The sequence below is a fragment of the Phyllobacterium sp. T2-21 genome, from assembly GCF_055378485.1.
The window spans coordinates 2944257-2962020 of sequence record NZ_AP027912.1 but is presented as its reverse complement, the minus strand read 5'-3'; the positions used below and the strand labels follow the sequence as shown (position 1 = coordinate 2962020).

Annotated in this window: 17 protein-coding genes; 9 read left to right on the top strand and 8 right to left on the bottom strand. The window is 59.8% G+C overall.

Annotation, left to right across the window (positions count from 1 at the left end; translation table 11 throughout):
- Positions 1-69: 69 nt before the first annotated feature.
- The 6 genes from ACZ5FP_RS14860 to ACZ5FP_RS14835 all read right to left on the bottom strand — a co-directional run bounded on the left by ACZ5FP_RS14860 (position 70) and on the right by ACZ5FP_RS14835 (position 5643).
- Entirely contained in the window at positions 70-801 is a 732-nt protein-coding gene (locus ACZ5FP_RS14860; RefSeq protein ID WP_105732382.1) for a proteasome-type protease, read from the bottom strand.
- A 31-nt stretch (positions 802-832) separates the two neighbouring features.
- Positions 833-1630 carry a transglutaminase family protein gene (locus ACZ5FP_RS14855; protein ID WP_464661046.1) on the bottom strand — a complete coding sequence of 266 codons (798 nt, stop codon included), beginning with the start codon at positions 1628-1630 and terminating at the stop codon, positions 833-835.
- A 5-nt stretch (positions 1631-1635) separates the two neighbouring features.
- Positions 1636-2577, bottom strand: a complete 942-nt coding sequence (locus ACZ5FP_RS14850) for an alpha-E domain-containing protein (protein WP_346305865.1) — start codon at positions 2575-2577, stop codon at positions 1636-1638.
- A gap of 72 nt (positions 2578-2649) precedes the next feature.
- Positions 2650-4062, bottom strand: coding sequence for a circularly permuted type 2 ATP-grasp protein (locus tag ACZ5FP_RS14845; protein ID WP_223612911.1), 1413 nt, complete (start codon positions 4060-4062; stop codon positions 2650-2652).
- A gap of 226 nt (positions 4063-4288) precedes the next feature.
- Complete coding sequence (locus ACZ5FP_RS14840; protein WP_464661043.1) at positions 4289-4774, bottom strand: BA14K family protein; 486 nt, start codon at positions 4772-4774, stop codon at positions 4289-4291.
- 185 nt (positions 4775-4959) lie between these two features.
- On the bottom strand, positions 4960-5643 hold the full coding sequence (locus ACZ5FP_RS14835; protein ID WP_464661041.1) for an HAD family hydrolase: 684 nt from the start codon (positions 5641-5643) through the stop codon (positions 4960-4962).
- Positions 5644-5886: 243 nt separating this feature from the next.
- On the opposite strand from ACZ5FP_RS14835, the gene rpiA reads away from it, so the two are divergent.
- The 3 genes from rpiA to gor all read left to right on the top strand — a co-directional run bounded on the left by rpiA (position 5887) and on the right by gor (position 8752).
- Positions 5887-6582 (top strand): ribose-5-phosphate isomerase RpiA, encoded by a 696-nt coding sequence (gene rpiA, locus ACZ5FP_RS14830; RefSeq protein WP_288192507.1) that lies wholly within the window; start codon positions 5887-5889, stop codon positions 6580-6582.
- A gap of 36 nt (positions 6583-6618) precedes the next feature.
- Complete coding sequence (locus ACZ5FP_RS14825) at positions 6619-7239, top strand: DUF2059 domain-containing protein (protein ID WP_403176289.1); 621 nt, start codon at positions 6619-6621, stop codon at positions 7237-7239.
- Between the two features lie 121 nt (positions 7240-7360).
- Positions 7361-8752, top strand: coding sequence for a glutathione-disulfide reductase (gor, locus tag ACZ5FP_RS14820; RefSeq protein WP_464661038.1), 1392 nt, complete (start codon positions 7361-7363; stop codon positions 8750-8752).
- Between the two features lie 41 nt (positions 8753-8793).
- Here the strand turns inward: gor and ACZ5FP_RS14815 are convergent, their stop codons facing one another.
- On the bottom strand, positions 8794-10293 hold the full coding sequence (locus tag ACZ5FP_RS14815) for an FAD-dependent monooxygenase (protein WP_464661036.1): 1500 nt from the start codon (positions 10291-10293) through the stop codon (positions 8794-8796).
- 105 nt (positions 10294-10398) lie between these two features.
- Here ACZ5FP_RS14815 and ACZ5FP_RS14810 point away from each other — a divergent pair, with 105 nt between their 5' ends.
- Positions 10399-11037 carry a TetR/AcrR family transcriptional regulator gene (locus tag ACZ5FP_RS14810; protein ID WP_464661034.1) on the top strand — a complete coding sequence of 213 codons (639 nt, stop codon included), beginning with the start codon at positions 10399-10401 and terminating at the stop codon, positions 11035-11037.
- Between the two features lie 17 nt (positions 11038-11054).
- On the opposite strand, the gene ACZ5FP_RS14805 is transcribed toward ACZ5FP_RS14810, so the two are convergent.
- The gene (locus ACZ5FP_RS14805) at positions 11055-11939 is read right to left on the bottom strand and encodes an alpha/beta hydrolase family protein (RefSeq protein ID WP_464661032.1); all 885 of its coding nucleotides are present in this window, start codon (positions 11937-11939) and stop codon (positions 11055-11057) included.
- 196 nt (positions 11940-12135) lie between these two features.
- Here ACZ5FP_RS14805 and ACZ5FP_RS14800 point away from each other — a divergent pair, with 196 nt between their 5' ends.
- From ACZ5FP_RS14800 to ACZ5FP_RS14780, 5 genes are all read left to right on the top strand, one after another.
- Positions 12136-13515 (top strand): class II 3-deoxy-7-phosphoheptulonate synthase, encoded by a 1380-nt coding sequence (locus tag ACZ5FP_RS14800; RefSeq protein ID WP_464661030.1) that lies wholly within the window; start codon positions 12136-12138, stop codon positions 13513-13515.
- A 158-nt stretch (positions 13516-13673) separates the two neighbouring features.
- Entirely contained in the window at positions 13674-14861 is a 1188-nt protein-coding gene (gene nhaA / locus ACZ5FP_RS14795) for a Na+/H+ antiporter NhaA (protein ID WP_464661028.1), read from the top strand.
- Positions 14862-14939: 78 nt separating this feature from the next.
- Complete coding sequence (locus tag ACZ5FP_RS14790; RefSeq protein WP_223612922.1) at positions 14940-15359, top strand: GFA family protein; 420 nt, start codon at positions 14940-14942, stop codon at positions 15357-15359.
- Positions 15360-15437: 78 nt separating this feature from the next.
- Positions 15438-15788, top strand: coding sequence for a diacylglycerol kinase (locus ACZ5FP_RS14785; RefSeq protein WP_223612923.1), 351 nt, complete (start codon positions 15438-15440; stop codon positions 15786-15788).
- Positions 15789-15841: 53 nt separating this feature from the next.
- Positions 15842-17515 carry an NAD+ synthase gene (locus ACZ5FP_RS14780; RefSeq protein WP_464661025.1) on the top strand — a complete coding sequence of 558 codons (1674 nt, stop codon included), beginning with the start codon at positions 15842-15844 and terminating at the stop codon, positions 17513-17515.
- The last annotated feature ends 249 nt before the right edge of the window (positions 17516-17764 follow it).

The window sequence follows — 17764 nt, the reverse complement described above, 5'->3', positions numbered from 1 at the left end:
CTGCAACCTTTGCGATTGGCATTGCAGCCAAACCATACCCCTCATGGTGAGCTTGTCGAACCACGCACCCTAATCGATCTCGAAGGAAGGCAGGCTCTGGAACGCCAGTTTGAGAGCCTGCGACCAGCCGTCGGAAATGGCCTCGTAATAGGGGTCGTTGCGCTCGATGCGCTTTTCAAAGCCCAGTTTGAGGCTGTCCGCCGCGTAAAACTGCATGTCCAGGGGCAGGCCGACCGACAGGTTGGATTTCAGGGTGGAATCGAAGGACACCAGCAGCAGTTTGGTTGCTTCCTCGAATGTCATGGCCGGATCGTAGGAACGCACGATGATCGGCTTGCCGTATTTGTGCTCGCCGATCTGGAAGAACGGCGTGTCGGGTGAGGATTCAATGAAGTTGCCTTCGGGGTAGATCAGGAACAGGCGCGGCTCGCCGCCCTTGATCTGCCCGCCCAGAATGATCGAGGCGCCGAAGGAATCGGCACGCTGGCCATTGGAATCCACGTCGTGGATCACATTCTTGATCGTATCGCCCACCAGCTTCGCCGTCTGGAACATCGAAGGCATGTCGAAGATCGACGGCGCCCGCTCGGATGGTATCTTGGTGCGTTCGTTGAGAATGCTGATGACGGTCTGCGTCGTGGCAAGATTGCCTGCGGACAGAAGCGTGATGACACGGTCACCGGGCTTCGCCCATGTGTACATCTTCTTGAACGTGGAGATGTTGTCGACGCCGGCATTTGTTCTGGTGTCCGACATGAACACAAGACCACGATCCAATTTAAGCCCGACGCAATAGGTCATAGCGAATCCCGAATTTAAAAAATCCCGGCGATTACTGCTCTACATTGAGGTCCACGGCAAGCGATTCCATGCCCGGGCCGAAGCGCATGCCGGAAATGGGCGACGCTTCATTGTAGTCGAGGCCGCAGGCGATGCGCACATAATGCTCGTTCGGACAGATGTTGTTGGCGGCATCGAAACCAACCCAGCCGAGCCCGTCAATATGGGCTTCCGCCCAGGCATGGGTGGCGGTCTGTTCGATGCTGTCGAGCATCATGAGATAGCCCGAGACATAGCGGGCAGGAATTTTGAGGACACGGGCGACGGCGAGGAAAACATGGGTGTGGTCCTGGCAGACACCCGTTCCCAGTGTCAGCGCCTCTTCGGCCGTCGTGGCGATGTCGGTGGTGCCCGGCGTATAGGCGACGGCATTGTGCAGCGTGTCCATCAGCTCATGCATGAGCGCCAGCTTGTCGTCCTTGACGTTCAGGCTGGCCGCGAGCTGGCGGACGGCATCCCCCGGTTTCGTCAGTGCGGTTTCACGCTCATAGAGCCAGATCGGCATGAAATTATAGACCTTGCCGAGCACGCCGGAGCGGTCTTCCGTCTCCATCTGGCCCGCGGCCTCGATGACCAGTTCCCTCGCATCGCGGTCAAGCCGCACGAGCTGCGTCCGGTTGCCATAACCGTCGCGGTAATTCGCTTCCTGCTCGGCGCCGTGAACCGTCACGGCCCAGTCGATGACCTTCTGGCCGGGCGAGCTCGAGGGATGCAGGCGCAAACGCTGGACAGCATACTGCACCGGGAAATCATACTGGTAGCGCGAGGTGTGTTTGATGGTCAGGAGCATGGCGTTCAATCGAAATTGTAGGCTTCGGCAATTTTGCTGCCCAGGCCGTATGTCTGATAGATCAGGTCACTGAGAAACTCATGCAGGCCGTTGTCGAAGATGGTGCGGATGTCGTTGTTTTCGAGCCGTGTCATGATGCTTTCCGCCATGTCGTGGCACTCGTGCCGCTTGCCGTAATCATTGGCGAGAAACGTGAGATTGTCGACGATATTCGAGTAACAGAAGTTCAGCGAGCGCGGCATGCGCGAATTGAGGATCAGGTAATCGGCGATGTTCACCGGATTGTATTCGACATCGTAGACCCAGCGATAGGAGCGGTGGGCCGAGACGGAGCGCAGGATCGACTCCCACTGAAAATTGTCGAGTGTCGTGCCGACATAGGAAATCGACGGCAGCAGCACGTAATATTTCACGTCGAGAATGCGCGCCGTGTTGTCGGCCCGTTCGATGAACGTGCCGATACGGGCGAAATTGAAGATCTCGTTGCGCAGCATCGTGCCGTGGAAGGCACCGCGGATGATGGCGGTTTCACGCTTGATCTGGTCGAGGACGCGCGGAAGATCCGTTTCGGGAACCGCCTCGGCGAGCGTCGATTTGAGGATCATCCAGGTTTCATTGACGCTTTCCCAGGCTTCGCGGGTGAGGGCGGTGCGCACCATGCGGGCATTGGAGCGGGCTGTTTCGATGCAGGACATCACGCTGGACGGATTGCCGAGGTCGCGCAGCAGAAAATCCGAGACCAGGCTGGCGTTGTATTCGCCGTATTTCGCGTCGTAGCCGATTTTCACCCCGGCGCTCATCAGCACGGAGGACCATTCCTCCGGCGCATCGGAGGTTTTCGTCAAAGCCATCCGCAAACCGGCATCGATCAGGCGTGCCATATTCTCTGCCCGCTCGATATAGCGGAACATCCAGTAGAGACCATTCGCGGTGCGACCAAGAAGCATGTTTTGGTTGTATCCCTCTTTTATTTCTTGATGGGGCCGTCTGTGGCAGCCCTCATTCCCCATTCAGAGTGGTCAGTCGTCGAGAACCCAGGTGTCCTTTGTCCCGCCTCCCTGGCTGGAATTGACAACGAGCGAGCCCTCTTTCAGCGCCACGCGGGTCAGGCCGCCCGGCGTGATGCGGATGCGGTCGGATACGAGAACGAAGGGGCGCAGATCGACGTGGCGTGGCGCCAGGCCCTTTTCCGTCATGATCGGCGTCGTCGACAGGGCAAGCGTCGGCTGGGCGATGTAGTTCTTCGGATTGGCCTTGAGTTTCAGCGCGAAATCCTCGCGTTCCTGCTTGGTGGCCGCCGGCCCGACCAGCATGCCGTAGCCGCCGGAACCGTGAACCTCCTTGACGACAAGATCGGCAAGGTTTTCCAGGACATATTTCAGCGTATCCGGTTCCGAACAGCGGTGCGTCGGCACATTCTCGAGGATTGCCTTGCGTCCGGTATAGAATTCGACGATCTCCGGCATATAGGAATAGAGCGCCTTGTCGTCGGCGATGCCTGTGCCGGGGGCATTGGCGATGGTGATGTTGCCGGAGCGGTAAACATCCATGATGCCGGCAACGCCGAGCGCTGAATCGCGGCGGAAGGTGAGGGGATCGAGGAAGGAGTCATCGACACGCCGGTACAGCACGTCGATGGCGCGGTTGCCTTCCGTGGTCCGCATCACCACCTTGCCATTCTCGATCTTGAGATCGCTGCCCTCGACGAGCTCGACCCCCATCTGGTCGGCCAGGAAGGCGTGTTCGAAATAGGCGGAGTTGTAGATGCCGGGGGTCAGGACGGCGATGGTCGGCGTGCCGTTGCAGCCGGGCGGCGCGACGGCCGCCAGGGATTGGCGCAACTGCTTGGGATAGGTTTCGACGGGCCGTACCTTGATCTGCTGGAACAGCTCCGGAAACAGCTGCATCATCGTTTCGCGGTTTTCCAGCATGTAGGAAACGCCTGATGGCGTGCGGGCATTGTCTTCGAGAACGTAGAACTGGTTTTCTTCGGTCCGGACGATGTCGACGCCGATAATGTGGGTATAGACATTGCCGGGCGGGCGGAAGCCGACCATCTCCGGCAGGAAGGCATCGTTGTGGGTGAACAATTCCCGCGGGATGCGGCCCGCGCGGATGATTTCCTGGCGGTGGTAGATGTCATCGAGAAAGGCGTTGAGGGCCATCACGCGCTGTTCGATGCCCTGCGACAGGCGGCGCCATTCATTGCCGGTGATGATGCGCGGGATAATATCGAAGGGGATCAGGCGTTCTGCCGCTTCCTCGTCGCCGTAGACGGCGAAGGTGATCCCGGTTTTGCGGAAGACATTTTCTGCATCGCGCGCCTTCTGCGCAAACCTTTCCGGGTTCTGGGTATTAAGCCAGCATTGCAGTTGTTCATATGGCGGGCGTACCTGACCGCCGGTTTTGATCATCTCATCAAATGGCTTCACTCATAATCCCCTTCACACACGATCATTCAAGCGCGTTGGGAAAAAAATGCAAGCACATTCCGCTATTTACGCTGCAACGCGGATAATCGCCCAAAAAATGGGCAATGGTTGCGAATTTGAGGCAAATTGGCTGCTACTTCCGTCTAAAGCATAGGCGGCAATGCATCAGTGCGACCCCGGTCACAGCTGTGACCGGGGTCGTGAATCAAGCGCGTTCTGTTCCGCCTTATGGCGAAACGCACTGGCGTCGTGGGCCATTGTTGGGCTGGTATGTATTGTCATACGCCCGGTAGGACCGGTAGCGATTGTAACACCAGCGTGTGTGATAGCTCGAGCCGCGTCTGACAACGCGATCATTGTTGACGGCGTTGCCGATGATCACACCGCCCGCAAAGGCAGCCAGCGGGAACCATGCGCCGTTATAGTACCGATAGCCGGGACGGTAGTCGCGATATCCGCGATGGCCTCTGTACCAGTAGCGGTCGCCGCGATATCCCCGGTTGCCGTGCCAGCCGCGATTACCGTGCCAATGACCGCCGCCGCGCCAGCCATGGCGCTTATGCCAGTTGCCGCGATCCCGTACTTCCTTGACGGGACTCGAGCCTTCGATGGACAAGGGCACCATCGGGGCGGAATAACTGGCCACGGAGCTTGCGGAAACCATGCCGATCGACATGACGGCCGCAGTGAACAACGAAACAAGCTTTCTCATATTTCCTCCTGAAATCCCGAAGATGCACATCTTCGTTGTCATGAATGCGCGAATACTCTGCGGATACTACACCCATGGGCGTGGTATCGATCAAAATATGCAACGCATGATTGCAGACTTTGTTCCATCCCGGATCTTCAGGCGCTTGCCGTCGGGAAAGCTAAGCCTTTCCGATTCAAGCCAAATCAGGCATTGACCGCGTTGATCAGACGTTCGGCGAGGTCGAGGTTCAATTCACGATAGTGTGAAATGACCTTGCTTGGTTCATAGCTCGACACGTGCAGGTCGGAATAGCCGAAATCCACCGCGATCACGGGAATGCCCGCGGCTTTGGCCGTGTCGATGTCCGTCCGGCTGTCGCCGATCATCAGGGCGCGGTCGCGGTCGCCGCCCGCCTTGGCGATGGTCTCGAAGAGATGGCGGGGATCGGGTTTGCGGAACGCGAACGTATCGGATCCGCATATGGCGGCAAAGCGCTGCTGCTGGCCGAGCGCCGTCAGCAGGCTGACGGACAGGCCCTCGAACTTGTTCGTGCACACGGCAAGGAGGTAGCCGGCCTTGGCAAGATTGTTCATCACATCTTCCACGCCCTCGTAAAGCGCGGAATGGCCGGGCATGTTCTTGCCGTAGTGCTCGAGGAAAAGACCGACCAGCCAGTCGAGCTGTTCGGGGCTGAGAATTTTCTGCTGTGCCTCGAACGCCCGTTCGATCATCACGCGGCCGCCTTGCCCGACATAACGGCGCAGCGCAACCGGGTCTACTTTCTGCATGCCGGCCGCTTCGAGGCAGTGGTTGAGACTGTCGAGCAAGTCCGGGGCGGTATCGACCAGGGTGCCATCGAGATCGAAAACAACAATAGGTTTGGACATTCTGTGCACCTGCAAATTTAAGGTTCGGATGAGGAGTTCCGCGATTTATGCATTTCAGGCGTGGTACGATCCGCTTATGTATAGGGCGAAATCATGTATCGAGCCTTGACCCGTCTGTCTGACGTGTTAGGGAGCCAAGTGGAACGAATGTGACATTCGCATCCCATTTGACATCACGCGCCATATGCGAATGTCAGAATAGGACCACTAGTGTCAAGTCAAAGCAGGGAGAGGGCGCCAAGGATGGATGCCAGGACACTGAAGATCAAGGCGGCTGCCGAAGCGCTGACCTATGTCAAAGATGGCATGCGCCTGGGTATCGGCACCGGCTCCACGGCCGAAGAATTTGTGCGCCTTCTGGCGGAAAAAGTCGCCGCGGGCCTTGATGTCATCGGTGTGCCGACGTCGGAACGCACGGCGGCGTTGTGCCGGGAGCTTGGCGTCAGGCTGACCACGCTGGAAGAAACGCCGGAGCTGGACCTGACCATTGACGGCGCCGACGAGATCGGCCCGGAACTCGCCTTGATCAAGGGCGGCGGCGGCGCACTGCTGCGTGAAAAGATCGTGGCTGCCGCGTCGGCGCAAATGCTGGTGATTGCGGATGAGTCGAAGAATGTCGAGGTGCTCGGCAGGTTCCCATTGCCGATTGAAGTGAACCGTTTTGGTCTTGCGGCAACGCAAATCGCCATCGAAAAAGCTGCTGCGGCGCTTGATCTGTCCGGTTCCGTTACATTGAGGATGACGGGAGGCGAAGCATTTGTTACAGACGGCGGGCATTTGATCCTGGATGCATCTTTTGGCCGCATTCCGGATACAAGAGCGTTATCAAACGCTCTGCACGCCATACCAGGCGTTGTGGAGCATGGACTATTTCTAGGGCTGGCGCGCGTGGCTATTCTGGCCGGTGCTGACGGCATACGAACACGAACACAGCCTTGACAGGCAAAGTCTTGAGAAAAACGGAGCAATAAATCCATGAACCGAGCAACTGGCTTTCGCCGTTTGATTGCACCTCTGTCTATCGCGATCATGCTGGGCAGTCTTTGTACCGCGCAGGCGCAGGAAATCACCGCATCACATCTTGCTGCCGCACGCGCTGCAATTGCAGCGATGAAGAAGACGGATATGTTTGACGGGATTTTGCCAGATGCGGCACAGAACTTGAAAGTTCAGCTGATCGATAAAGATCCCAATCTTGAGTCCATCATCAGTTCCACCGTGGACGAGCAGGCATTGGCCCTGGCGGCGCGTCGCGCTGATCTCGAAAACGAAGCTGCCCGTGCTTATGCCGTGTCGTTTTCGGAAGAAGAGCTGAACGCCATCACCGGCTTTTACAATTCTCCTGCCGGCAAGAAATTCCTGTCGGAAGACCCAATCGCAATGCGCGAAGTGTTGAAGGCCGCCAGCATCTGGCGCGCCGGTATTGCCCGCGATCTCGCGCAGGCTGTGGCCGAAAAGGTCGTTGCGGCCGCTGCGGCGACAGCACCGGTAACGCCGGCACCCGCGCCTGAAGCACCGGCTGCGCCGGAAGCGCCTGCCAAAGCCCCGGCAAAGGCCCCGGCCAAGCCGGCAGCGCCTGCCAAGCCGAAGCCCTGATCCTTTCCGCTTCCTGACTGTTTGCAAAGCCCGGTGTCCAAGCCGGGCTTTGTTCTTTTAAAGCGGCGCTATAAACCCATATAAGGTGATCAGCAGCGGAACAGATTCGGAGTGAGTGCAAATGGCGACCTATGACTATGACCTCTTTGTCATCGGCGGCGGGTCCGGCGGCGTGCGCGCGGGACGCCTGGCGGGTGCCATGGGCAAGCGGGTCGGGCTGGCGGAGGAATACCGCATGGGCGGCACATGCGTCATTCGCGGCTGCGTGCCCAAAAAGCTCTTCGTCTATGCCTCGCAATTCCAGGAACATTTCGATGCGGCGGCGGGCTATGGCTGGACCGTTGGCAAGAGCACCTTTGACTGGCCGACGCTGATCGCCAACAAGGACCGCGAGATCGCCCGTCTCGAAGGGCTTTATCGCAAGGGGCTGGAAAACTCCGACGTGGAGATTTTCGAAAGCCGCGCCCTGCTGATCGACGATCATACGATCGAAATCCTCAAGACCGGCAAGCGGGTGACCGCTGACCAGATTCTGATCGCCGTCGGCGGTCACCCAAGCCCGCACCCCTCGCTGCCGGGCAATGAATTCTGCATCAGCTCGAATGAAGCGTTTCATCTGGATACGCTGCCGAAAGCCATTGTCATCGAAGGCGGCGGCTATATCGCGGTGGAATTCGCGAACATTTTCCATGGCCTTGGCGTCGACACCACGCTTGTCTATCGCGGCAAGGAGATATTGTCGCGCTTCGATCAGGATTTGCGCCACATGCTGCATGCGGCCATGGCGGAAAAGGGCATTCATATCCGTTGCACGGAAATCATCACCAGGGTCGAACGCCAGGATGATGGACGCAAACGGGTGCATCTGTCCGGCGGTGATGCGATTGTTGCCGATCAGGTGATGCTGGCCATCGGCCGCGTACCGAACACGACATCGCTCGGTCTCGAAGCGGCCGGTGTTGCCGTGGATGAGACGGGTGCGATCAAGGTGGATGGCTATTCCCGCACGAGCAGGGAAAACATCTGGGCGGTCGGCGATGTCACCAACCGGGTGCAATTGACGCCTGTCGCCATTCACGAGGCCATGTGCTTCCTTGAGACCGCCTTCAAGAACAATCCGACGAAGCCGGACCACGCGCTGATTGCAACGGCGGTGTTTTCGCAGCCGGAGATCGGTACTGTCGGCCTGACCGAGCAGGATGCGGCGCGCGCATTCAAAGCGGTCGAGGTGTACCGGGCGGTGTTCCGCCCGATGCGCAATACGCTGTCCGGCAGCACGGAAAAGATGCTGATGAAGCTGATTGTCGATGCAGACAGCCGGAAAGTTGTCGGCGCGCACATTCTTGGGCCCGATGCGGGCGAAATGGCACAGCTCCTGGCCATTCCCATGAAGGCCGGATGCACCAAGGAAGATTTCGACAGGACGATGGCGGTGCATCCGACTGCCGCCGAGGAACTGGTGACGATGTACAGGCCGACATACCGGATCGTCGACGGCGCGCGCATCGACTGATATCGAGCCTTTGCTGCTGTAAGGGCTCGACCCGGACGGGATCACGCTTGTGATGGCGCGAACCAGCGCCGGAGTGCCTGCTCCAAACCGTCCGTGCTGTCGTCGTCACCCGCCCAGGCAATGCAGGCATCCGGACGGATCAGCAGGGAAGGTCCTGCATCGATGGCGATGCACCGCACCCTTTCTGTGCGGGCGGCAACGAAGCTGGAAGCCTTCCCTCCGGCGGAGGCATCGAGAAGAACGCCCATGCCATCCTGCATCAGATCGTAGAGCGAGGTCCCGGCATCGCCGGGGCTGACCGGCCGGTCACCCGTCAGACGGCCAACCTCGTCCCGTTCCGAGCCGAGATCGTAGCGGATGGAGAGGCCGCTCATCATCTCGCCAATGAAGCGGTTGACGTCATCGAACTGCATGAGGTTGACGATGATGTCGCGCATCGCGCCCGCCTGCGGATCGGGCCGCATGATGGCCATCTGAGCAAGCGTGTTGGCCAGAACGGCTTCGGCAACGGGTCGCCGCTCGTCCGTATAGGTATCGAGCAGGCTTTCGGGCATCTCGCCGCGAATGACGGCGGCGAGCTTCCAGCCGAGATTTGCGGCATCCACGAGCCCGAGACCGAGGCCCTGACCGCCGAACGGGGTGTGGATATGCGCCGCATCGCCGGCCAGCAGCACCCGGCCTTGGCGGTAGGTGTCGGCAAGCCGCGTGTTGTCAGTCCACCGGCTGCCGCTTTCGAGCGCCTTGACGCGGACATCGGCGCCGCTGACGCGGCGCAGAACCGCTTCGATCTCCTCCTGTGTGACCGGCGCCTGCCGGTCCTGCGGCGTACCGGTGAATTCGATCATCACCAGCCGGCCGGGGAACGGCCCGTAGGAGAAGATGCCGCCCGATGTGCGCCGCCAACCCATCGGTGCCAGGCGGTCGGGATGATCGATTTCGGCAACGGCCTGGTAGAAGGTGGACGAGGGTGGCGTGCCGGGGAAATCGAAACCGGCCATCTTGCGGATCGAACTGCGTCCCCCGTCGCAACCGACGAGATAGGCGCAGCGAACACGATCCGTGCCTGCCGGAGATGTCCATTCCACGTCAACGCCGTTGGTCTGCGAGATGAAGCGGGTGACATCGCAGCCGCGGCGGACCTCGATCCCAAGCGCACATGCGCGGTCGGCCAGCATGGCTTCGAGGGCCTGCTGGTCCACGGGGCGGGCGCGCCGTTCCGGCTCTTTCTGCGCATCCTTCCGGATCAGCGAGAGGCCGGCGAAATGGCCGCTGTATTTCGATCCTTTGGCCCGCGGGTCCTGGCCGAACTGCGCCATCGCCGCGAAACTGCTCGTCTCAGCGGCGGCGATGGCAGCCGTCATGCCGCGCCGCTGCAATGCCTCAAGCCCCAATGGTCCGAGCCCACCGGCCTTCATTTCCAGGCTCGGCGCGGCGAGGCGCTCCAGCACGAGAACGCGCGCACCGCCCAAAGTCAGTTCAATGGCGGTGAGGAGCCCGACGGGGCCGGCTCCCACGACCACGATATCAATGTCATTTCTCATATACTTGATCCTAATATGTACTCAGTACACTTATATGGGATTATCCGGCACTGCGTGTCAATACAAAATTGTACTCAGTATATAAATCGTGCTATCAGCGGAGACATGACAGTGCCATCCGACCGCCGATCCCGTAAGCGCCTTGCCACCCGGCAAAGCATCTCCATCGCCGCCACCCGGCTTTTCATGCAGCGTGGCTTCGATCATGTGACGGTGGACGAGATTGCATCGGCCGCCGATGTGGGGCGGATGACGGTGTTCAATCATTTTCCCCGCAAGGAGGACATGTTCTTCGATCGCGAGGAAGAGGGGCGCGAGATGCTGCGCGACGCGTTGCGGCGGCGCGAGCCCGGCGTCACTCCGGTCGAGACATTGCGCCTGCTGGCACACCGGCTGGCTGCGGAGGACGTTCCCTATCTCAGGTTTTCGGTCAGGAGCCAGGCCTTCATGGCGACGATCGAGGGCAGTGAAACCCTGAAAGCCCGGGCGAGGGCGATTCGTGACGAGCTTGCGCAGACCATCAGTCTGGCCCTGTCCGAGAGCGCGGGGCGGGAACCGGCCGATCCCGATGCCGATCTGGCCGCCGGGCTGCTTCTGGCGACATGGACCACGGCTTTCGTCCAGGCGCACCGCTCCTTTCGGCTGAAACAGGACGCGCGGGAAGCGACAGCCGTCTTCCTCGGGCTTGTCGACCAGGGAACCCTCGGCCTGAAAGCCGCGATGGCGGGCACGCCCTACGCCTGAGATATCAACTGATTCCTTCAGGCAACGCGTTGTTCGGCGCGGCGCGTTGCTCCCAGCGGCACTTTCCCGTGCAGCAGCCAGTCGATGACCGGCGGCCACAGCGTGGCCGTATGGTGTTTGCGGAAGAAGCCGAGGTGGCCGATTGCGCCGCCGGTCGATTGCTGCGGGGATAGCCACAGCTGGTTTGTCGGCGCATTGCCGTAGTGGGTCAAAAGGTGATCGATTGCCTTCGGCGTCCCCCAGGGATCATCGGTCAATCCGACGGCAAGGAGGGGCGTGCGCACCGATTGAAAATGCTTCGACTCCGGTGTTTTGGCGTCCCCGAAAAGGAAATTGGGATTGCGGCACCAGCGTGCCCAGTCCTGGAAGACACTGCCGGGCAGTTCCTCGCCGATACCGCTCCATTTGGGCACGCGTCCGAGCGAGAGCGCCAGGGGCAGGGCGAGGAAGTTCATCTTGGCAAAGACGGAAAACGGTTCGGCCGTATAGCGGTAATAGCCGGAGAGCGAGGCAAGCGATGTATAGCGGGCAAAATCGGAAGACCGGTTGCTGAGGCCAAGCGCCAGGCCGCCATAGGAATGGCCGATGCCCACCAGCGGCCTGTCACCGGCCGCGCGCTTGAGAACGTCGACTGCCGCGGGAAAATCTAGCACGCCCCAGTCTTTCATGCCGAGGCGCGTGGTCCATCCCTTCGGCGTTCCGGATTTCGCGACGCCGCGATAATCGTAGGTGAGCACCGTGGAGGCGCCGCAATCGAGCAGCTGACGGGCAAAGTGCCGGTAGAATGTGTTGGGAACGGCAGCCGCGGAGGAGATCAGGACCGCCGGCCCGGTGCCTTTTCCGTCAAACATGGTGCCATGCAGGGGAAAGCCATCGGAGGCTTGAAAAGCAATGTCGCGCATCGGCCGCTCCAACTTTGACTTTAACGTTAACGTAAATCAAAATGCCGCCTGCGACAATCTCGATTTCGTGTTTCCGCCACAAACCTTAACGGGACTGGTATAATAGGGATATTTCCACTATATGAGCGCCTTCCGGAGCAACCGGAAAACGCAAACCACCGCTACCCAGTGCGGACAATAGAAAACAGGTGCAATAATGACGAAGAACTGGACACCGACTTCCTGGAGAGGCAAGCCAATCAAGCAGGCGCCTTTTTATCCGGACGCTCAGGCTGTGAGCGATGTCGAGGGCCGTCTTCGTACCTATCCGCCGCTGGTTTTTGCAGGTGAGGCGCGAAAGCTGAAGCGCCAGCTCGCAGCCGTGTCCAAAGGGCAGGGTTTTCTGTTGCAGGGCGGCGATTGTGCCGAGAGCTTTGCCGAGCACGGCGCGGACAATATCCGCGACTTTTTCCGCGTGTTCCTGCAGATGGCGGTTGTCCTGACCTTCGGCGCATCGCAGCCGGTCGTGAAAATCGGCCGCATTGCCGGTCAGTTCGCCAAGCCGCGCTCTGCCGATACGGAAACCAAGGATGGTATCGAGCTGCCGGTCTACCGCGGTGACATCATCAATGGCATGGAGTTCACCGAGGCTGCCCGCATCCCCGATCCGAACCGCCAGGAAATGGTCTATCGCCAGTCCGCCGCAACGCTGAACCTTCTGCGCGCTTTCGCCCAGGGCGGCTATGCCAACCTCGAGAACGTGCACCAGTGGATGCTTGGCTTCGTTTCGGACAGCCCGCAGGGCGAACGTTACGAATCCCTGGCCCGCACGATTTCCGATACGATGGATTTCATGCGCGCCGTCGGCATCACGTCGGAAACCAACCACACGCTGCGCGAGACGGATTTCTACACCAGCCACGAGGCCTTGCTGCTTGGCTATGAGGAAGCTTTGACCCGCGTGGATTCCACCTCCGGTGACTGGTATGGCACGTCAGGCCACATGATCTGGATCGGCGACCGTACCCGCCAGCCGGACCATGCCCATGTGGAATACTGCCGTGGCATCAAGAACCCGCTTGGCCTCAAGTGCGGTCCTTCGCTGGAGCCCGATGGTCTGATCAGTCTGATCGACCTGCTCAACCCGGAAAACGAACCCGGCCGCCTGACCCTCATTGCCCGTTTCGGCCATGACAAGGTGGGCGACCATCTGCCCAAGCTGATCCGCGCCGTGCAGAAGGAAGGCCGCGATGTGGTCTGGTCCTGTGACCCGATGCATGGCAACACGATCACGGCCAATGGCTACAAGACACGGCCCTTCGACCGTATCCTGAAGGAAGTCGAAGGCTTCTTTGCCGTTCATCATGCGGAAGGCACCTATCCCGGTGGCATCCACATCGAAATGACCGGCAAGAACGTGACGGAATGCACGGGCGGTGCACGGGCGATTTCGGCGGAAGATCTGTCGGACCGCTACCACACCCATTGCGATCCGCGCCTCAACGCCGACCAGGCGCTGGAGCTGGCGTTCCTCGTTGCAGAACTTCTCAAGAAGGAGCGCAACGCGCATCCGCAGAAGATCGCCGTCAACGGCTGATCCGTCTGAACAACAGGCATGAACGGCAAGGGCGGCCCTTTCAAGGCCGCCCTTTGTTTTGGGCGATCGGGGTAACAACCCTGACCTGATCACGCATCTGTCAGAACGCCGGGCCGTTTTGGCTGGAAATTTATGTCTTTGGATTCTATCAAGGTTCCATGACAATAAAACCCTCGCGCCGAATCCGCCTGACAGCGTCTTTCCGTTCCTTCATCGAGAGCGAAGCCTCCGGTGGCATCATCCTGATGGTGGTGGCCGCGCTGGCGCTGATCATTGCCAATTCACCGCTCAGTGACGGTTATTTCGGCCTTCTGAAGACCTATGTCGGCGGCCTGAGTATTCTTCACTGGGTGAATGATGCGCTGATGGCGATCTTCTTCCTGCTGGTCGGGCTGGAAATCAAACGTGAAATGATCAGCGGCCAGTTGTCCAGCTGGTCGCGGCGCGCATTGCCGGGCTTCGCCGCCGTCGGCGGCATGGTCGTTCCGGCGGCCATCTTCCTTGCCTTCAATGCCGGCACCGAAACGGCGCGGGGCTGGGCCATTCCATCGGCAACGGATATCGCCTTCTCGCTCGGTGTTTTGTCCTTGCTTGGTTCGCGCGTGCCTTTGTCCCTGAAGGTTTTCCTGACGGCGCTTGCCATTATCGACGATCTGGGCGCGGTCCTCATCATCGCGCTGTTCTATTCGGACGGGCTGAATATTCCCGCCGTTGCCGGTGCCGCCGGTGTTTTCGTCATCCTGATGGCCATGAACCGTCTCGGCATGGTGCGGCTCTGGGCCTATCTCGTCCTCGGCGTCATTCTGTGGATTCTTGTGCTCAAATCGGGCGTGCATGCCACGGTGGCCGGTGTCCTTTTGGCGCTGACCATTCCGATGCGCGGGGCCAAGGACGGGCAGGGGGCAACCGAATCGCCGCTGCTCAAGCTGGAGCACGCCATCCAGCCCTGGGTCGGCTTTGCCATCGTGCCGATCTTCGGTTTTGCCAATGCGGGTGTGTCCTTCAGTGGTGTCTCGCTGTCCAACCTTGCCGATCCCGTCCCTCTTGGCGTGGCGGCCGGCCTGTTCGTCGGCAAGCAGATTGGCGTGTTTGCCTTTGCGCTGCTGGCGATAAAGTTGCGGCTGGCGGAACGCCCGGCGGGAGCAAGCTGGTTCCAGATCTATGGGGTTTCGATGCTGTGCGGCATCGGCTTCACCATGAGCCTGTTCATTGGCCTTCTCGCCTACGCGAATTCGCCCCTGCTGCAGGATGAAACAAAGCTGGGCGTGCTGCTCGGATCGCTCCTGTCGGCGGTGATTGGCGCCGCGCTTCTGCGCGTGTCGCTGGTGCGGGCGCCGAAGGCGTGATTGCGCAAGGCACCGCCCGGCGCCGGGCCTAGGGTCCGGACCCTGATCTTTTTCTGTGTTGAGCGGGAGGCTGTCCTGATGTCGGAATTGCATAGTGGATCGTGTCTGTGCGGAGGCATCCGCTTCAAGGCGCATGGCAAGCTGCGCGGGATCGTCTATTGCCATTGCTCGCAGTGCCGCAAGCAATCCGGCCATTTCTATGCGGCGACGAATGTCCAGAAGGATGCCATCACCATCACCGGTGAGGAAAACATCAAATGGTATGCCGCCAGCGAATATGCGGCGCGCGGCTTCTGCCGCAATTGCGGATCGGTGATGTTCTGGAAACACCATGATCTCGACTACATCTCGGTGATGGCCGGATCGTTCGACAAGCCGACCAGTCTCAAGGGCGAAGTGCATATTTTCGTCGGCGACAAGGGCGACTATTACGAAATCGGCGACGATCTGCCGAAATATGTGGCGAGCGGCGGCGGTATCGTCGTGGCAGGCGACTGAGGGGCCGGGAACGCGTGAAGGATTGACGCCGCCCGATCTGGCTTTATAGCTGCCGTTACGGACGGACGGGAGCAAACCATGCAGCGGCTAATACTGGCATTCGTCAATTCCATGCGCGCGCTCAGGCACCTGGCGGTGCATGAAAAGGCGGTTCAGCAGGAACTCATCCTTTTCATCCTGTCGATTCCCGTCGCGGCGGCGATCGCGCCATCCGTGCTGGTTTTCCTGGTTCTGACCGGCTCGGTGCTTATCCTGATCATGATCGAGGTGCTGAACACCGGCATTGAAGCTGCGTGCAATGCCGTGTCGCGGGATTTCCAGCGCGATATCCAGATCGCCAAGGATTGCGGATCTCTGGCCGTGCTGATCTCGGTTGTTCTCGTCGCCATCGTCTGGTTCTATACGCTCTGGCACGTATTTTTTTCCTGAAACCGCGTGTGAGTCGCATTGTTTAATCTCCAGCGAAATGATATATGTTCAATATGAGCAAAAATCCCGACATCCTCCGTATCGCCATCGCCCAGCTCAATCCTGTCCTGGGTGACATCAAGGGCAATCTGGCAAAAGCGCGTGAAGCACGGGCCGACGCCGCGCGGCAGGGCGCCGATCTCATCCTGTTCACGGAGCTGTTTATCTCAGGCTATCCGCCGGAAGATCTGGTGCTGAAGACAGCCTTCATCGAAGCCTGCGAAAAGGCGGCGATAGAATTTGCGGCCGACACATCGGATGGCGGACCGGGGGTGATTATCGGCACGCCGCTGCGGCGCGACAGCGGCCTGCACAATTCGGTCATGGTGCTGGATGGCGGCAAGGTGATTGCGGAACGCTTCAAGGTCGACCTGCCCAACTATGGCGAGTTCGACGAGAAGCGGGTGTTCCAGCAGGGGCCGATGCCGGGGCCGGTGAATTTCCGCGGCATCCGCATCGGCATTCCGATCTGCGAGGATATCTGGGGCGACCTCGGCGTGTGTGAAACGCTGGCCGAGAGCGGCGCGGAGATACTCTGCGTGCCCAATGGCTCGCCCTATTACAACGGCAAGGTGGATGTGCGCCATCAGGTGGTGCTGCGCCAGGTGATCGAGACCGGTTTGCCGCTGATTTTCGCCAACCAGCTCGGCGGTCAGGACGATCTGATTTTTGACGGTGCCTCGTTTGCGTTCAATCCGGACAAAAACATCGTGTTCCAGATGTCGCAGTTCGAGGAACAACTGATCGTCACCACGTGGCGACGCGGCGCGGGCGGATGGTCCTGCTCGGAAGGCCCCATGTCGAAAATCCCCGAAGGCGAGGAGGCGCAGTATCGCGCCTGCATGCTGGGCCTGCGCGATTACGTCAACAAGAACGGCTTCAAGGACGTGGTGCTCGGCCTTTCCGGCGGCATTGACTCGGCGATCTGCGCGGCGCTGGCCGTCGACGCGCTGGGCGAGGAACGGCTGCGCGCCGTGATGATGCCGTATACCTATACATCGAAGGACTCGCTGAAGGATGCGGAAGACTGCGCCAAGGCGCTGGGGTGCCGCTACGACATCGTGCCGATCTTCGAGCCGGTGGAAGGCTTTCTGAAAGCGCTCGGGCCGACGTTCGAAGGTACGAAAGAGGGCATCACCGAAGAAAACCTGCAAAGCCGGGCCCGTGGCACGATCCTGATGGCAATCTCCAACAAGTTCGGCTCGATGGTGGTCACCACAGGCAACAAGTCGGAAATGTCGGTGGGCTATGCCACGCTCTATGGCGACATGAACGGCGGCTACAATCCGATCAAGGACATCTACAAGATGCAGGTCTACGCCATGTCGGAATGGCGCAACAGGAATGTGCCCGCCGGCGGCCTCGGTCCATCGGGTATCGTCATTCCGGAAAACATCATCAGCAAGGCGCCTTCCGCCGAATTGCGGGAGAACCAGACGGATCAGGATTCGCTGCCGCCCTATCCGGTGCTCGATGATATTCTCGAATGCCTCGTCGAGAACGAGATGGGCGTGGACGAGATCGTCGAGCGCGGCCATGAGCGCAAGACGGTCGAGCGGATCGAACACCTGCTCTATCTCGCTGAATACAAGCGCCGGCAGTCGGCGCCGGGCGTGAAGGTGACGCGGAAGAATTTCGGCCGCGACCGGCGTTATCCCATCACCAACAAGTTCCGCGATCGGGGGTAGGGCCGATTGCATGTGCCGGGTGCGTGGTTCGACAAGCTCACCATGAGGGAGGTGATCTGGCTGCAATGCCAATCACAAAGGTTGCAGAATATAACACGCTGCAATCCTCCACATCCCTCATGGTGAGCTTGTCGAACCACGCACTGATCGCCCTGCAACCGTCGTTTTTGACTACGACTAAAGTCTAGTGTTGCAATCGCGCCTCACTTTATTTCGAAAAGCGGCTGCACAAAAAATAGGCGCTTGGCG

Excerpts from the sequence above, each read along its gene's own strand:
- ACZ5FP_RS14800 (WP_464661030.1), top strand. The coding sequence starts at position 12,136 with ATGACGAAGAACTGGACACCGACTTCCTGGAGAGGCAAGCCAATCAAG.
- nhaA (WP_464661028.1), top strand. The coding sequence starts at position 13,674 with ATGACAATAAAACCCTCGCGCCGAATCCGCCTGACAGCGTCTTTCCGT.
- rpiA (WP_288192507.1), top strand. The coding sequence starts at position 5,887 with ATGGATGCCAGGACACTGAAGATCAAGGCGGCTGCCGAAGCGCTGACC.
- ACZ5FP_RS14785 (WP_223612923.1), top strand. The coding sequence starts at position 15,438 with ATGCAGCGGCTAATACTGGCATTCGTCAATTCCATGCGCGCGCTCAGG.
- ACZ5FP_RS14810 (WP_464661034.1), top strand. The coding sequence starts at position 10,399 with ATGACAGTGCCATCCGACCGCCGATCCCGTAAGCGCCTTGCCACCCGG.
- ACZ5FP_RS14825 (WP_403176289.1), top strand. The coding sequence starts at position 6,619 with ATGAACCGAGCAACTGGCTTTCGCCGTTTGATTGCACCTCTGTCTATC.
- gor (WP_464661038.1), top strand. The coding sequence starts at position 7,361 with ATGGCGACCTATGACTATGACCTCTTTGTCATCGGCGGCGGGTCCGGC.
- ACZ5FP_RS14790 (WP_223612922.1), top strand. The coding sequence starts at position 14,940 with ATGTCGGAATTGCATAGTGGATCGTGTCTGTGCGGAGGCATCCGCTTC.
- ACZ5FP_RS14860 (WP_105732382.1), bottom strand. The coding sequence starts at position 801 with ATGACCTATTGCGTCGGGCTTAAATTGGATCGTGGTCTTGTGTTCATG.
- ACZ5FP_RS14850 (WP_346305865.1), bottom strand. The coding sequence starts at position 2,577 with ATGCTTCTTGGTCGCACCGCGAATGGTCTCTACTGGATGTTCCGCTAT.
- ACZ5FP_RS14835 (WP_464661041.1), bottom strand. The coding sequence starts at position 5,643 with ATGTCCAAACCTATTGTTGTTTTCGATCTCGATGGCACCCTGGTCGAT.
- ACZ5FP_RS14780 (WP_464661025.1), top strand. The coding sequence starts at position 15,842 with ATGAGCAAAAATCCCGACATCCTCCGTATCGCCATCGCCCAGCTCAAT.
- ACZ5FP_RS14855 (WP_464661046.1), bottom strand. The coding sequence starts at position 1,630 with ATGCTCCTGACCATCAAACACACCTCGCGCTACCAGTATGATTTCCCG.
- ACZ5FP_RS14840 (WP_464661043.1), bottom strand. The coding sequence starts at position 4,774 with ATGAGAAAGCTTGTTTCGTTGTTCACTGCGGCCGTCATGTCGATCGGC.
- ACZ5FP_RS14815 (WP_464661036.1), bottom strand. The coding sequence starts at position 10,293 with ATGAGAAATGACATTGATATCGTGGTCGTGGGAGCCGGCCCCGTCGGG.
- ACZ5FP_RS14805 (WP_464661032.1), bottom strand. The coding sequence starts at position 11,939 with ATGCGCGACATTGCTTTTCAAGCCTCCGATGGCTTTCCCCTGCATGGC.